General features: G+C 44.5%; 14 protein-coding genes. 8 read left to right on the plus strand and 6 right to left on the minus strand.

Features of this window, described 5'->3' with window-relative positions:
- Positions 1 to 114 precede the first annotated feature (114 nt).
- Positions 115 to 489 (plus strand): virulence RhuM family protein, encoded by a 375-nt coding sequence (locus tag QUW60_RS09280; RefSeq protein ID WP_289560037.1) that lies wholly within the window; start codon positions 115 to 117, stop codon positions 487 to 489.
- Positions 490 to 582: 93 nt separating this feature from the next.
- Here the strand turns inward: QUW60_RS09280 and QUW60_RS09285 are convergent, their stop codons facing one another.
- Both QUW60_RS09285 and QUW60_RS09290 read right to left on the minus strand, forming a co-directional pair.
- Entirely contained in the window at positions 583 to 885 is a 303-nt protein-coding gene (locus QUW60_RS09285; protein ID WP_087312334.1) for a helix-turn-helix domain-containing protein, read from the minus strand.
- A gap of 41 nt (positions 886 to 926) precedes the next feature.
- On the minus strand, positions 927 to 1,238 hold the full coding sequence (locus QUW60_RS09290; RefSeq protein WP_087312332.1) for a helix-turn-helix domain-containing protein: 312 nt from the start codon (positions 1,236 to 1,238) through the stop codon (positions 927 to 929).
- 547 nt (positions 1,239 to 1,785) lie between these two features.
- Between QUW60_RS09290 and QUW60_RS09295 the strand changes: the two genes are divergently transcribed.
- The 7 genes from QUW60_RS09295 to QUW60_RS09325 all read left to right on the plus strand — a co-directional run bounded on the left by QUW60_RS09295 (position 1,786) and on the right by QUW60_RS09325 (position 10,838).
- The gene (locus QUW60_RS09295; protein WP_289560042.1) at positions 1,786 to 2,226 is read left to right on the plus strand and encodes a DUF3408 domain-containing protein; all 441 of its coding nucleotides are present in this window, start codon (positions 1,786 to 1,788) and stop codon (positions 2,224 to 2,226) included.
- Positions 2,227 to 2,419: 193 nt separating this feature from the next.
- Positions 2,420 to 2,785 (plus strand): MobC family plasmid mobilization relaxosome protein, encoded by a 366-nt coding sequence (locus QUW60_RS09300; RefSeq protein ID WP_289560043.1) that lies wholly within the window; start codon positions 2,420 to 2,422, stop codon positions 2,783 to 2,785.
- Between the two features lie 9 nt (positions 2,786 to 2,794).
- Positions 2,795 to 3,733, plus strand: a complete 939-nt coding sequence (locus tag QUW60_RS09305; protein ID WP_289560045.1) for a relaxase/mobilization nuclease domain-containing protein — start codon at positions 2,795 to 2,797, stop codon at positions 3,731 to 3,733.
- 2 nt (positions 3,734 to 3,735) lie between these two features.
- Entirely contained in the window at positions 3,736 to 4,398 is a 663-nt protein-coding gene (locus QUW60_RS09310) for a hypothetical protein (RefSeq protein ID WP_289560047.1), read from the plus strand.
- Between the two features lie 5 nt (positions 4,399 to 4,403).
- A complete protein-coding gene (locus QUW60_RS09315; protein ID WP_022339318.1) occupies positions 4,404 to 5,612 on the plus strand; it encodes a site-specific integrase in 1,209 nt (402 codons plus the stop codon).
- Between the two features lie 231 nt (positions 5,613 to 5,843).
- Positions 5,844 to 6,863 carry a restriction endonuclease subunit M gene (locus QUW60_RS09320; RefSeq protein ID WP_289560049.1) on the plus strand — a complete coding sequence of 340 codons (1,020 nt, stop codon included), beginning with the start codon at positions 5,844 to 5,846 and terminating at the stop codon, positions 6,861 to 6,863.
- 6 nt (positions 6,864 to 6,869) lie between these two features.
- Positions 6,870 to 10,838, plus strand: coding sequence for an Eco57I restriction-modification methylase domain-containing protein (locus QUW60_RS09325; RefSeq protein WP_289560051.1), 3,969 nt, complete (start codon positions 6,870 to 6,872; stop codon positions 10,836 to 10,838).
- Positions 10,839 to 11,008: 170 nt separating this feature from the next.
- Here the strand turns inward: QUW60_RS09325 and QUW60_RS09330 are convergent, their stop codons facing one another.
- From QUW60_RS09330 to QUW60_RS09345, 4 genes are read right to left on the minus strand one after another with little or no spacing between them, the layout of a single operon-like run.
- Complete coding sequence (locus QUW60_RS09330) at positions 11,009 to 13,321, minus strand: helicase-related protein (protein ID WP_289560053.1); 2,313 nt, start codon at positions 13,319 to 13,321, stop codon at positions 11,009 to 11,011.
- The gene (locus QUW60_RS09335; protein ID WP_289560055.1) at positions 13,288 to 14,211 is read right to left on the minus strand and encodes a HamA C-terminal domain-containing protein; all 924 of its coding nucleotides are present in this window, start codon (positions 14,209 to 14,211) and stop codon (positions 13,288 to 13,290) included. The genes QUW60_RS09330 and QUW60_RS09335 overlap by 34 nt, the downstream gene beginning before the upstream one ends.
- 4 nt (positions 14,212 to 14,215) lie before the next feature.
- A complete protein-coding gene (locus QUW60_RS09340; protein WP_289560056.1) occupies positions 14,216 to 14,818 on the minus strand; it encodes an RloB family protein in 603 nt (200 codons plus the stop codon).
- Between the two features lies 1 nt (position 14,819).
- Positions 14,820 to 16,121, minus strand: coding sequence for an AAA family ATPase (locus tag QUW60_RS09345; RefSeq protein WP_204970477.1), 1,302 nt, complete (start codon positions 16,119 to 16,121; stop codon positions 14,820 to 14,822).
- Positions 16,122 to 16,520 lie beyond the last annotated feature (399 nt).

The following is a 16,520-nucleotide window of genomic DNA, read 5'->3' on the forward strand; positions in this document are numbered from 1 at the left end:
GACTGACCCATCAGAAAGTGGACGAGGACATGAAGAAACTGACACAGCGCATAGGCAACAAGTTCCGTATGCCGGAATGGAACAAGGATAAGGAAAACATTAAAAACATACATTATGGACAGGGGAATAATCACAATCACTGAAAACGGGGCGGTCACGATGCCGACCGCTCCCGTTTGGATGACGCAGCAGGAGATGTGCGATGCGTTCAATGTGTTCGGTTGCTATATTCGTAAGGCTATTGCTGTCATTTACAAAAACAATGAATTGTCGGAAGAGGAAACGGTGCGACATGTCAGGCTGGACTACAGGATTTGCTATGACGTGTACAGCCTTGAAATGGTGATTGCCGTGGCTTTCAGGTTGCGAAGCCGCGAGGCAATGGCTTTCAGACGGTTCATCATGGACAAACTCTGTTCTTTCAATAGAGGAAATTCCATCCATTTGTTTTTTTCGCTATCCAATGCCCATCCCCGATGCGCATGTTAGGATAAAGCGAAACGACCTTCCCATAAAGAGTAAGCCGATGGCTAGGCAGTTATCTTGCAGCCATCGGCTTACTCAGTTTTTGCAAGTATCAAATCACGTTTCCAAACGATAGGCGTTCCGATAACCGCTCATCACCATCTTTTCGATGTCCGATTCCTTATACAGAATTTTTCCACCCAACTGGTAATAGGCAATCATCCCGTTGCTGCGGTAGTCCTGCAAGGTGCGGCGGCTCACCTTGAGCCATGCTGACACCTCCTTGTCCGTCAGGAACTGTTCGTTACTTGGCGAAGCCTTGTGCCCCGCATCCATTCTTTCGATACCTTCAAACAAAGCATCCAGCTTTCCGATGAAGCCGACCTCCAGTTCACGGTCGGCAAGAATCAAGTCGTTCATAATTTACAGTGGATTTAGTGGTTATACATATTATTGTCTGATTAGATGCTACAGCCACGATAGGCTGCATCCTTACGCCTGTCCTCCACGAGCCGGACGATGCGCTGCACATCCTCCGGCTTGTAGAAAATCTTGTGCCCTATCTGCGAGTAAGCCAGCGTACCGTTGTCGCGGAGCGTCTGCAAGGTTCGCGGACTGATGCGCAACTGTTGGCAGACCTCTTGGTTGTCCATCCAACGGCTGAGCCGTTTCCCTTCCCTCTTGCGGAGGATTTCATTTACCCGGTCGGACAGGCGGTTGAGCTTGCCGACCATCTCTTCGTACTTTTCTTTCGAAATAATTACTACATTCATTTCTTATACTGATTTTAGTGTTAATAATCCGTTTTGCCTGCAAAGTAAATCCGTTGTTCGCATGGAACAATGGATTTGCAATGAGGTGGCAGCTTGTGGCAGCAAGTGGTCGGGAGTGGCGTAATCTACCGAACCCGTAGCGTCTGTTCCAAGCGTCCGTGATGCAAAGAAAAGTGAAGTCCGGCATAATCCGACCACTTCACATCTGTGTGGCAGCATTTGGCGTCGGTGTGGTAGCCTGTGGCGTTCTTCGGTTTCTAATACCATCCGAAAATATGTTCTTCTGGTTTCCTAAAAGCCATATCCTTAAATCCGCCCTGACAGCTCCAATTAAGCCCTTAAAATTTCCAATGCCCGTTTCATGTACTATGGCAAAACGGCGCAGCCTGTACCGCTTAGGCAATGCGTAAAGTGCAAAACCGTACATTGTTGTCACACTCAGTCCAATCCTTTGACTGTCTGTTTTATAGCCATTTCCTTTGCAATCGATAATCGGTCAAATGTGCGCACAACGACCAACATTGTTAAACATTTAATTCAAACAAGTATGAAGAAAAATTTAAGCAGCCAAAACATGGATGCAGCATTACAGGATTTTTTAGGCAGCAAGCCGAGTATGGAAATCCCTAAGCCGGAATCTCAGCCTGCTGACACGCAGGAACAGCAGGGAAAGGCAAGCGAGGTTGTACAGGAACAGGCAAGTGAAACCGTGCCGGAACAGACGGATGAAACTCCGCAAGTGGTACGCCGCATCAGCGGCAAGCAACGCAGGGCATCGTTGGAGGATTACAAGGAAACATTCCTTCCCGTTCCGGTCATCGAAGACCGCAAGCCCGTGTTCCTCAGCCGCCGCACGCGCGACGCCCTTGACCGCATCGTCCGCATGTTCGGCGAGCGCAGGATGAGCGTGTCGGGACTGGTGGAGAACATCGCACGGCAGCACCTTGCCACCTACGGGGAGGACATCGAGGCATGGCGTAAACTCTGAGAATTAAGAAGTGGATTGACGGGGGACAATTCAGAGTTACCCTGAACCTATCCAACGGAGTTTTGAGGGGAGCAAGTTTGTGTTTCGGGCATACCGAAACCGCCTACTCCCACTCATAGACTCCGTGGAGAGCCATATCCCGTTGGTCTAACCAGTAATCACATTCTAATCAGTAGAAATCAATTAAAAATCAATGGAACAGAAACGGAATTTTGACAGAAGAAACAAGGGAGGCCGCCCCAAGAAAGGAGCGGCAGACAAGCTGAAATACCGCCTCACTGTGAAGATGGCGACATCGGACTACTACACGCTGAAAGGCAAGGTGCGGAACGCGGGCATATCCACCGGGGAATTCTTGCGCCGTTGCATGAGGAACGGGCAGGTGAAGGAACGGCTCACGCCGGAACATACGGGCTATGTCCGCCAGCTCTGCGGCATGGCGAACAATCTGAACCAGCTTGCGCACAAGGCGAACGCCGCGGGTTTCGTTACGGTGAGGATGGAGTGTCGCATACTCGTGGCACGGATTGAAGAAGTGCTGAATTTAATCCTCTTATGACAGTCAGATATGATAGCTAAAATCGTAAAGGGAAGCAGTTTTAAGGGTGTGGTAAACTACATTCTTGACAAGGAAAAGGACGCTAAAATCCTCGTCTGTGACGGTCTGTTTGCCGAGGATAAGGACACAATAGCCATGAGCTTCGAGGCACAATCAAAGATGAATCCGAGGGTAATGAAACCCGTCGGACACATCTCGTTGGCTTTCCATAAGGAAGACGAACACCGCCTGACCGACCGCGCGATGGCTGGAATGGCGTTGGAATACCTGAAGGGAATGGGGATAACCGACACGCAGGTTCTCATCGTACGCCACTTCGACAAGGAGCATCCGCATGTGCATATAGCGTTCAACCGAATCGCCAATAATGGCAGGACAATCAGTGACCGCAACGAGCGGATACGCAGCGCACGTATCTGCAAGGAACTGACGAAGAAATATAACCTGTACTTTGCCAACGGCAAGGAACGGGTGAAGCAGCACCGCCTGAAAGAGCCGGACAAGACCAAGTACGGGCTTTACTCCATCCTTAAATCGGAGGTTTCAAGGTGTGGAAACTGGAACATTCTTGCCGCTAATCTGAAGAAACAAGGAGTGGATATGCGGTTCAAGTACAAGGGCAAGTCGGACGAGGTACAGGGTGTAGTTTTCACCATGAACGGCTATTCGTTCAGCGGTTCCAAGATTGACAGGCGGTTCAGCTTTTCCAAGATTGACGCAGCATTGGAACGTAATAGGCGCACAGAGCGAATGAATATGCAACCGCCCTCGCGTCATGAAGAACTACCCACGTTTCAACCTGAATCAAGGGGCAACGATGATTTGTACAACGGCTCGATTGGTCTTTTCATGCCGGACAACGCGGACGGACAGGCTGAGGAAAACCGTTTCGAGGAAGAATTAAAACGCAGGAACAAGAAAAAGAAACAACGTAAAATAAGATTTTAAACATGGATAATAATGAAGTTTACTCGCTCTTGGAGGACATCAAGAATGACCTCAAGAGCATCAACGGAAAGTTGGAGAACGCTCCAAAAGTAACCAACAATCAATCTGGCGGACAGCCTACGGCGGTGGACTTGACACCCATAAAGGAGCTGTTTGACAGTTCCGCAAGGGAGCATCAGGCACAGACAAAAGCCATGCTGACCAAATTCGCTGAAGCGGAGGTTTACGCATCGAACAGGATTCTACACCTGTTACGGGCTTTGAAGGAATCGTTTGCTCTAAGTTCGGAAGAACGAGATACCGAGCCACAGGAGCATATCCACCGTCATCAATTCGACATCAAGTCCAACAAGGTATTTTCTCTTTTGGTCGGCATGGGCATCGTATGCAGCCTTTCCGTCTGGGGCAACATCGAGCTTTGGAAATCCAAGCGTCAGTATGCGGACGATGCGTTGAAGTTCCGTGTCATCCGCTCGTGGGGAGGTTGCAATGCAAACAACATTCTTTGGCTGAATGACGTGTTCGACATCCACCGCAACGAAGAAACTATTGACTGGATACGACAGGAAGCTGACGGCTACGACAAAGGATTAAAGACCTTGTCGGACAGTCTGATGCAGGAGAAATTGAAAGTGACAAAAATAAATGGTAATAACAAAAAGTAACGTGAATGGCATCGGTAAAAGTGAAATTCCGTCCTTCTTCCGTAAACGGCAAGGAGGGCAGCATCTATTATCAGGTGATACACAACCGCGCGGTCCGCCAGATTACGGCAGACTTGTATGTGCATGAAAGCGAGTGGAACGCCGGAACATCATCCGTAACGGCTCCCTCCCAAGCTGATGCGGACAGGAAGCACCATCTTCATATTATCCAAAAATACATCAGCCGTGACGTATTGCGGTTGGAGAACATTATCCGCGACCTGACGCTCAAAGGTGTCTGTTCGGCAGATGCCATTGTGGACGGTTATCGAAAACAGACAAGCCTGCAATCGTTCTTTAATTTCATGGATTCCGTCATTGGGCAACTGAAACGCCTGAACAGGGAACGCACATCGGAAACCTATGCGTCCGCTTTGTCCAGCTTCATGCGTTTCAGGCGGAACAAGGATATACAGTTGGACGACATGGATGAGGACTTGATAATGGAATACGAGGCATGGCTGAAAATAAATGGCGCATCCCTGAACACCATATCTTTCTATATGCGCATCCTGCGCGCCGCCTACAATCGTGCAGTGGAAAAGGCGCTGACCGCACAGAAACATCCCTTCAGGCATGTCTATACAGGAATGGACAAGACCGTGAAACGCGCCATATCCCTGAAGGACATCCGGCGCATCAAGGAACTTGACCTGACGGGAAAGCCGCATTGGGAACTGGCAAGGGATATGTTCCTCTTTTCGTTTTACACCCGTGGAATGTCGTTTATTGACATGGCTTATTTGAAGAAGTCGGACTTGAAAAACGGCATATTGAGTTACCGCAGGCACAAGACCGGACAGCAACTCCACATCAGGTGGGAAAGCTGCATGGAGGAAACCGTGGCGAAATATGCCGCAGGATGTTCCGGTGATTACCTGCTCCCTATCCTGAAACTGCCTTCCAAGAAACTGCGCAGCCAATACAAGAGTACGCTGTTCCGCATCAACAAGTACCTGAAAGAGATTGCCCGACTATGCGGCATTGCCGCGCCGCTTACCATGTACGTGAGCAGGCACTCTTGGGCAAGCATCGCCAAGAGCAAGAACATACCGATTTCAGTCATCAGCGAGGGCATGGGACACGATTCGGAGGAAACCACGCGCATATACCTCGCGTCATTGGACGGTTCGGTGATAGACAAAGCGAACTTGCTTATTCTGAAAGACTTGTAATCGGAAATTGTTTGGGAATAATGGGGGTGCTTCTGACGGGAGATACACTATCGGATGCAAAATTACACATTTTTGTGAAAAACGGGCAATTTGCACTCCATAAAAATGCGTCAAACAAGCATTAAAGCAGCATTGAAACGGCTGTTGTTTTACAAATGAGAAATAAACGGTTTGATTATCAGGCATTATGCTCTCCCGTCAGGAGATACACTTTAACATGAGTGTATCAACATGCCTGAAACAGCCGACATATTGGAGAACAGCATCTTGCAGGATTCCCCCGGATTGCTGTCCACCCTGCTCAAAGACCATACGACGAGCAGGGGCGATGCCGTGTGCAACATATTCTGGGCGACTTCCGACTATGAACATCTCGGCGAAGGGTATGGCTACCATGACCTGATATTGCCCGAACTCATCACGGGTGCCAACGGTCAGGTCATCATGCCCCGTGTCCTGAAGCACAAGGACACCCAGTCGGCGCGTGTCCGCGACATGGCTGAGGTGTTCACCCCTGCATGGGTATGCAACGCACAGAACAACCTGATTGACGAGGCATGGTTTGGCAGGAAAGACGTGTTCAATACGGAATACACGTCAGAGGGCGGCACACACGGCTGGAAAGCGAATCCCGAAAAAATCTCTTTCCCCGAAGGAAAGACATGGAAGGATTATGTCCGTGACACACGTCTTGAAATCACCTGCGGCGAGGCACCCTATATAGTCAGCCGCTATGACAACACCACTGGCGCGGTCATTCCGCTTTCTGACCGTATCGGACTGCTTGACCGCAAACTGCGTGTTGTCAGCGAAAATACCGGGACTTCCGGTGAATGGCTGGAAGCCGCGCAGGAAGTTTACAAGAGTCTTTATGCCTATGAATGGCAGGGCGACAGTCTGCTCATCGCCCGTGAATCCATGCTTGCCTCTTTTGTCGAATACTACCGTGCCAAGTTCGGCAAAGACCCGTTGGCGAAGTCCGTCAACTACATTGCCTACATCATATCTTGGAACGTGTGGCAGATGGACGGGCTGAAAGGTGTCGTGCCAAATAGTTGCCACGACAGGGTGGAAATGTCTACCGACCTTTTCGGAGAAACCACGCGGACTGTGACCGCTTGCGAGGGATGCCGCACGGACAACATTTTCAGGCACAACGGCACTTACTGCCTTATAAAGGACTGGCGCGGCAAAGACCCGCAGACCGGGCGTAAAGGCAAGCGAATCCGATACATCGACCTCCTAAAGTGAATGCCCATGAAATACTTTTCTTCCCTTAAACTGAAGCTGATATACGTGTTCCGCATCAACGATGCTGCACACGAAGGTTGCCTGAAGATAGGCGAGGCTACCTGTGACGATGAGAACGTCATCGGGCTGGCACCGAACAGCAAGCCGCTGAACGAGGCGGCAAGGAAGCGCATTAACCAATATACACAGACCGCAGGCATACGCTACGACCTGTTGCATACCGAACTGACACTGTACAACCGTGGCGGCTTGCGCTCGTTCAATGATAAGGAGGTGCATGCCGTGCTGGAGCGTTCCGGCGTGAAGAGGAAGGTGTTTGACAAGGAGAACAAAGCTAACGAGTGGTTCATGACCAGCCTTGATGTCGTAAAGCGTGCCATTGCAGCCGTCAAGGAGGGCAAGGATTCCCTGTCGCCGGGAGAAGTGGCTCACGGGCGCAGCCCCATCGTGTTCCGTCCCGAACAGTGCGAGGCTATTGAGAAAACGGAAAAGCAGTTCAGGAAAGGCAACCAGATGCTATGGAACGCCAAGATGCGTTTCGGCAAGACCCTTTCCGCCCTACAGGTGGTCAAGGACATGGATTTCAAACGCACACTCATCCTTACCCACCGCCCCGTGGTGGACAGCGGATGGTTCGAGGATTTCGGCAAGATATTCTATGACCGCAACAACTTCGCTTACGGCTCCAAGAACAACGGGGAGAGCCATGAAAGCCTTGAACGCAGGGCAAAGGCAGACGGACTGCATTATGTCTATTTCGCCTCCATGCAGGATTTGCGCGGGTCGGAACTCGTTGGCGGCAACTTCGACAAGAACAATGAGGTATTCGCTACACCTTGGGACTTAATCATTGTTGACGAGGCGCACGAGGGCACGCAGACCGAACTCGGCAAGGCGGTGATGGCTGAATTGGTCAAGGACGATACGAAAGTCCTACGATTGTCTGGAACGCCGTTCAACCTGCTGGACGATTTCAAGGAGAACGAAATCTACACATGGGATTATGTGATGGAGCAGCGTGCCAAACACGACTGGGATAAGAACCACTTCGGTGACCCGAACCCGTATGCGGCATTGCCTGCCATGAACATCTACACTTACGACCTCGGACGTTTACTGAAAGAGTTTGTCGATGAGGATGTGGCTTTCAATTTCCGCGAGTTCTTCCGTGTGGACAAAGACGGTAGCTTTATCCATGAGCGTGACGTTTCCGCTTTTCTCAACCTGCTTACCAAAGAGGACAAGGAAAGCTGTTATCCTTTCGCCAGCAAGGAATACCGCAATGTGTTCCGCCATACGCTGTGGATGGTGCCGGGCGTGAAGGAGGCAAAGGCGTTGAGTGCCTTGTTGCAGCGGCATCCCGTGTTCCAGCATTTCCATGTTGTCAATGTAGCGGGCAACGGCGATGAGGACGAGGAAAACCGTGATGCGCTTGAGATGGTAAATGAGGCTATCGGGAAAGACCCGGACCAGACGCGCACCATCACCCTGTCCTGCGGACGCCTGACCACGGGCGTGAGCGTTCCGGCGTGGACTGCCGTGTTCATGCTCTCAGGTTCATATAACACGGCTGCTTCCAGCTATATGCAGACCATCTTCCGCGTGCAGACACCTGCCACTATCAACGGACGGGTGAAAGAGCAGTGCTACGTGTTTGACTTCGCGCCCGACCGCACGCTGAAAGTGCTTGCCGAGACCGCCAAGATTTCTGCCAAGGCAGGAAAGACCTCGCAGGACGACCGCAAGACGATGGGCGACTTCCTCAACTTCTGCCCGGTCATTTCCATCGAAGGCTCGCGCATGGACAAGTTCGACGTACCGCGTATGTTGGAGCAGTTGAAGAAGGTCTATGTGGAACGCGTGGTGCGCAACGGATTCGAGGACAACAGCCTGTACAATGACGAGCTGCTGAAACTGGATGATTTGGAATTGCAGGAGTTCGACGACCTGAAGAAAATCATCGGTCAGACCAAAGCTATGCCCAAGACCAATCAGGTGGACATCAACAACCAAGGGTTGAATAACGAGGAATACGAGGAAAAGGAGAAGCTGGAGAAGAAGCCCAAGAAGGAACTGACCGAGGAGGAGAAGCGCAGATTAGAGGAACTGAAAAAGAAGACGAAGAACCGCGAGGCGGCTATCTCCATCCTCCGTGGCATCTCCATCCGTATGCCCCTGCTCATCTACGGTGCGGAGCTGGATAACGAGGACGAGGAAATCACCATAGACAACTTCGCCGAGAAGATAGACCCGCGTTCCTGGGAGGAGTTCATGCCCAAAGGGGTGAGCAAGCAGAAGTTCAACGCATTCAAGAAATACTACGACCCGGATATCTTCCGTGCCGCAGGCAAGCGCATCCGCGCAATGGCCAGGGCTGCTGACAAACTGAGTGTGGAGGAACGTATCGGACGCATCACGAACATCTTCAGCACGTTCCGCAATCCCGACAAGGAAACGGTGCTTACCCCGTGGCGTGTGGTGAACATGCACTTGGGCGATTGTTTGGGTGGCTACTGCTTTTTTGACAAGGATTATGAGCATACCATTGACGAGCCGCGTTTCATCGAACACGGCAAGGTAACGGAAGAAGTGTTCACCCCTGACAGCCGCATACTTGAAATCAATTCCAAGTCGGGCTTATATCCACTCTATATGGCTTACAGTATTTACCGCTCCCGGCTGAAAGATAGCACCATTTCTGCCGATACGCTTGAAGAGCAGCAGGCAGTGTGGGACAAAACTGTTGCCGAAAATATTTTCGTGGTCTGCAAAACACCGATGGCGAAAAGCATCACCAAGCGGACGCTGGTAGGCTTCCGCGGAACAAAGACAAATATGTATGCACCAGATGACCTTATCAATAAAATCAAGAATCAACCGGAACTTTTCATCAAGAAAGTTCATGACCTAGCAGGAGACAATATGAGATTCAACGCAGTGGTGGGGAATCCGCCGTATCAAGAAGTAGTAGCTCAGAAAGATACAGATAATGGGCAAAAACGCAGCAGCAGTATTTTCCAATATTTCCAGATGATAAGCGAAAAAGTTGGGAAATACACTTCCTTAATATATCCTGGCGCAAGATGGATTCATCGTTCGGGCAAAGGTCTAGAGAAGTTTGGCTTGGCGCAGATGAACGACCCCCACTTGGCTATGCTTGAATTCTTCCCTCAATCCACAGATATATTCAAGGACGTAGCCATCGCCGATGGATTGTCTATCGTCTTAAAAGACATGGACAAAAGGGAGAAAGGCTTTATCTATCGCTATTCCAAAGAAGGCAAGACCATCACCATTCGTACGGACAATCCAGATGAGGAATTGTTCCCGCTCAATCCTAATGACGATGAAATTGTAAGGAAGTTGGACAAGGTGATAAAAGAGCACGGATGCTTACATGATGCGGTATTATCGCAAAAGCTCTTTGGCATTGAAAGCGACTTTGTTGAAAAGAATCCTGCCCTTGTCAGGGAATATAACGATGGAGACACCTTTAACCCAGATACGGAAATAAAGCTGTTCACCAACGACAAAGCGGGCAAGAGCGGGCGTGCTCGCTGGTATGTGGCGAGCAAGAGCGTGATTTCATCGGGCAAAGAATACCTGGGACGCTGGAAGGTCATTGTATCAAGTGCGAATGCTGGAGGTCAAAAGCGTAGCAACCAAATAGCCGTAGTAGACAACCATAGTGCGTTTGGACGTTCGCGAGTAGCATTGAAAACTTTTGAAACCGAAAAGGAAGCACGTAATTTCTTCAAATATGCGACCAGTGAAATAATACGGTTTGCTTTCTTGATGACAGACGAATCTTTAACATCCTTGGCAAAGAAGGTTCCTGATTTATTGGATTATACCGACAATAATGATTTAATAGATTATAATGGAAATGTTAACGGACAGTTATACAAGCTGTTCGGGATAGATGACGCACAGCAACAGTATATAAAAGAAGTGCTTTCTACAAAAAATAACTGACATCCCTAAGTGAAATACCATCTAACCGATGATGAAATAACATTTATTGAGAAGATACCAAGCCAATGTAATATGTAATAAATGAGAGCAAGTATCGTAACTTGCCCTCATCCTCGTATACATAACTAATTTTTATACTGTATTTATCTTTAGCTATTTATACTTACATTCTACAATATTTGTTCTATTTTAGATATGCTGTATTTTTCAAAATCGTCCAAAGAATCGTATAGTTCTCTTATCTTGTTTGGATTATCGGGATTACATTCTTTAGCATCATAGTATTCAACAACTTTAAAGGATGCACCAATGTCGCTAACCTGTCTTCCCAATTTAGTGTCTGCGCTATACTCTAATCGTAACAATAAAGCCTCAATACCATTTATTTCATTAATATCAATGCCTTCATTTGTCGCTTCAAAATGTCTGTATAATAGATTAAATAGACCGAAATATTTTACAACCTGATAACGAAGCATATAAAATACGAAATTTGCGGCCCTTCTAATCCCCTTGTCAACATCGTGTTCTTTATTGATATAATAATTAGCGGATCCGGCAAAACCACGTAAAATAAATGCGGAAATCATACCTGTTAAATAACAATTACCTGATACACCATCTCCATTTTCTGCATAAAATCGCAATTTATCATTTTTGATAATCGGACGAATACTTTGGCATATTAGCTCAAGGCCAGGATTATATGGCTTATGTTGACCAACAAAACGCTTTATCAATTCTTTAATTTTATTTCGATCTGCAAGTGAAAATCTTGCAATAGTATTGTACAAATAGATTTTATCTTCGTATGAAATTGTTCTAAATTCCTCAAAACAGGCATTTGGCATAACTCCACTATCTTTCATCCTATTCAATTGGTTGCGTCGTTCTATTTGTTTCTCTGTAAGATAGGGTGATTCAGTAAATATAATGTCAACATCTTGTTTTTCTATATCCTTGTCGAAAAATTTATGCTGCAGCAATTCAGCTTGTCCATTAATACACTTGCTAAACTCATTATCCATAATAAAGACTCTACCTTTATAATGCTCCATAAATCTACCAGCTCTTCCCTCAATATTTTGAGCATCAAACTTCTTTAAATCTTTAGTTCCTTTTTTGCCAGATAAGACAATTATATTTTTAGCAGTTGTGTTTACGCCTTCTGTAATAGTCGTTGTGCATATTAAAACTTTCAGAATTCCATCATTGAATAATGATATGATTTCTTGTTGAATATATTTAGGAACTAATCCATGGTGTATACCTATCCCTTTCTTTAGAGCTTTTGATACAATCCATTGATTTCCTTTTCTATCTGTAAATAAATTACCAATATGATTAATAAGTTTTACAACTCTGTCATTGTTAATATTTTTTAATCCAGCTTCACCGTTGATAAGTACCTTTGCCCAATTTTCCGTTTGATGCTTTTGGCTACAATAAATAATAGTATTTTCAGACCTTTCCAATAGTTGTTTTACGAGTTGGATGACACGAGTTTTTTTAGCTCTGTTGGTAAAAGTCAAATTAAAAGAGTCATTCACTTTCACGTTGAGGGCCGTATTAATTATAACTTCATCTTTATCTACAATATCATAAAGATTGTAGTCAATAGGAATGAAACCATATCTGTCAAGAAAAATCTGAAAAGAAGATTGCTTGTTTGCATCTGCTATATCGGGAAATACGATATATGGCCCCACGAGTAGAGCATCTGTGGTATCGACCTTCAACAACTCGTATAACGCAATTCTATAAGCAACGTCACGCTCGTTTTCTTGTGGTGTTTCATCTATAATAAATCCATTATCAAGTTTATATACTTCATCTACAAAAACAAAATCAAGATTTAATTCATTGTTTTTATCCAAAAAAGACAAATAACGTTCTGGAGTAAAGATGAGTATGTTTCGTTCTCCAAATATTTCTGTATCGCTGAGGGTATGAATAGTAAAATTATTTTTTATCCAAGCATACTCTGGCTTTGTGTAGATTTTGAATATATTTTCGGAAAGAAGAGAAATAGTTGGAAAAATGAACGCAATATTCGAATATCTCATTTTTCTCACGACTTCGTATATTAAGAATGTTTTACCAAAAGATGTTGCAGCACTTAAAAAATAGCGATTTCTATGTTCTTTTGTAAACATATTTAAAACCTCTTTTTGATAGCGATGCAACATCACACCGTCACCGACAACCATACTACTTTCTTGAACATAGTTACAAAAAGTTTGCAAGGACACTTCTTTATCAACATCTGTTCCTACATTTAGCATGGGATAATAATATTGTGGTATTCCTACTTGATTGGCTAAATAATGCATAAACAACTTATCTGATTGAGACAGTTCGTTATCTTTCATTAAATCAAAATAAGAGCATACCGCCTTTATCATTAAAGGTCGTAGGTCTATATCTCTCTTAGCTTGATTAATCAGCTTTATTGCATTAATGGCTGCTTTTGATTTATCCATTGTAAAACTTGTGTTTTAATTTCACGACTGTTATTTACTGGAAGAAAAATAAAAAATATTGTATTAGGTATTGTTAATGTCGGATTAATTGTACTATATTCGTTTCTAATATGAGTTACCACTTCCAATATCAGTTCCTCGTATGAATTTGCTTTGTTATCGAAAATGACAAGCATTGGATATACTAGGTGCATATTATATTTCTGTGCTTCAATTGCCATGTTAATCATAGGATTATCCCTCCAAGCATCAATAATTGCAGGGATTCTGCTACCTGTGGCTAAATGCTCATATTGGTTATCCATTGCAATAAAATTGCGATTTAGATAATCATCAGAAAGAGCCCTGTCAATATTGTCAAAAATCTTTTTTAAAGACTCCTTGTATCCTGATATGTAAAATTTGGCCTCTCCAAATAGCATAAAAATTGTATCCGCGTTTTCATGCATCAAATAAGAGTCGTAGCCTTTAGTTTCCGCATTCTCCAAAGCAGAGAACATATATCCTCTTGCTATGGCTTTGTCAGCATGATAGTAATGTTGAAGTATAAGATGCAACAAAACCTCTCCTTGAAATCCACAAGCTAGTTGATTAGGGAATGGTGCTGTAGGATTATATTTCAATTTACTTAGCAATGCTCTAATTTGGAGATTATCTAAATGTGTCAGATTTATTTCATTGTCATTATATGCGTATTCAACTATACCGTTATAAATTAATTGCGCAATATCATCATTTGTTCCAATTTGTTTGAAACAATCGTCATGCCGTGTTGAAATATGTGCACAAGGTATGTGTGTCCCATTTACATCAACGGGGAGCTGATATTGCATTATTATGGCACTTTGTATTAAATTTTTGAGGCTTTTACGCATAATTTTATAATTCAAATGATTAAATTCTGCTTAATAATTCTATCACTTTATATATTTCCGAGTATGCCTTCAATTCCTTTGGTGATTCTTTGCACAATTGGTACAATTTTTCGGAATTTGACATAGCCCGTTTCAAATCGCCATTCTCTGTCAAGTATTTATAGAGATTTGTGCGTATGAAATATCGTTTTGTCTTTTCATATCCTGGCATATACTTCTGCAATTCAGGAAGCAGTTGCTCGTAACTCTCATATCGCCGACAAACCACATTAGGCAAGAAATGAAGTAAGAACCAAAATTCCGTACAAGGATTTGTTTCTACAAACATCACTCTCCCGGCATACTTCTTTGCATGGTACTTTTTCTTTGCTCGCTGATATGACTGCATTTCGGAGGGAAACCGTAACAATCTGTCCATATCAAACAGGCATACGATATAGTCATATTGCCTGTTCAAGTAGGATTCGACCAATTTCAGGATATGATTGATGTCGCTATGTTGAGGGAAATCAGGTGCAATCTTGAAAGGATAGCGACACGCAACCCTCAAAGAATCGAAATAGAACCACTCTGTTTCTCCCTCGTCTATGATAGCAATACTTTTTGTTATTGTTCGCCCCATATCATTGGTCGTTTAAGTTAATGTATTGGCTACCAAGGAACGGCAATTTTACTAACTTTCCTTGCTTGTAGGCATTGTAAGGGGAGAGATTTTTGTGCAATCCCAAAGAAGAAAGGCGCACTATTTGGGTCTCGCCCAATTCGTCTTTATCAGTGAACCATATTGTGTCACGTCGAATGAAATCTTCGTTAAGCAGATTAATGTCATGCGTTGTCAGGAGCATTTGAGACGGCCTATTGCTGTTTGCTAAAAATACTTTCAGGAAATAAGCCAGCAGTTCGTAATGAATACTTGTCTCTACTTCGTCAATAGGCACAAACCGATTAGTCTTTAACAAGAAATTCAGAATCACTGCCATTCCCAAAAACCTCATCGTACCATTGGATTCGTATTCTTCAGACAAATCATATACTTTATCGCCTGCCTTATGCTTGAAAGTCAGCGCCGCGTTTGTGATTTTACCCCTCCTTAGCATTTCGGCTTTGGCCTCTTTGTCAATAGGCGCATTCTGAATCAGTTGTTCCAATTCAGGGGTAATCAACTCTTCTTCTTCGTGCAACACCACATCTTCTATGTTGAAATCGGATGCTTTCAAGAAATTTAAAATGAATTTCTTCAAATCTCCAGTTTCGTCTTTATCCAATCGTGATTTGACATACCCAGAAAGCAACATGCCAGGAGCTAATACATCCTTTACATGGTTGGCAAAGTAATCGTACACATCATTCAACTTTGTCCGTTCCACATTGCTTTTGCCAAACGCGGCAAGCACACTGCAATTATTGATTGTATTCCCGGAAATTACTTCTTGGCTTTTCCGTGACATTTTCAGGTTTGAACCAAACTCAATGGATGTGGAATCTGTCGCGGCATCATAACTGCGATTATACAACTTGGTAGGGCGAATAGAATCATAAACGACCAATGTCTCAGAATGAATATACTTTGCATCTAATTCAAAACTAAGAATATATTTCGATTGGTTGATATAAAATACCATCGACATCTTTGTTGTTCCATTTCTTGAAGTATCGTCCAGCATGAAAGGAACAACTCCCGTTTTCTCATTCCGGTCTTTAGGCATTCTCAAAACCAACATTCTGAAGAACTCAATGGCATTTAATACATTAGTTTTACCGGAAGCGTTGGCGCCATAGATGATGCCTACCTTCAGCAATCTGACTCCCTCTTTAACCTCATACGAATATTCATCAGACATAAAAGTATCTGATGTGGGTTCAAAACTAATTTTTTGAGCCGATTTAATGGAGAAAAAGTTTTCAACTGAGAAGTTTACTATCATACTTGATGTTTTTATCTTGTTTAGGTGCAAAGATACAAACAAAACGGCATACAACCAAATATAATATAAAATATCGTAGCAAAATTACAAATATACTGATTAAAATAGAAATTCCAAGCGTTACGTGTTATAGGAGTCATATAGGTAGGCTTAATCTGTGGATTATCAAAATTTGTGTATGATGTTGAGTTTTTCAAGAAAAAGCCGTATCTTTGTCCTCAGCTAATCACCCCACTTCAAAGCGATGAAGAATACAGAAGTTAGCACGTTACAAATCCATTACCTATCATCAAAACAACTTATCACGATCAACTGATAGATAATGATTTACATTTGGAACGAATAGTTGTTTCCAAGTCGTTACCTGTCAAACTGACAATCTTTGTAAGTTTCTTGTTT

This window comes from Bacteroides gallinaceum (genome assembly GCF_030373775.1).
GTDB lineage: Bacteria > Bacteroidota > Bacteroidia > Bacteroidales > Bacteroidaceae > Phocaeicola > Phocaeicola excrementipullorum.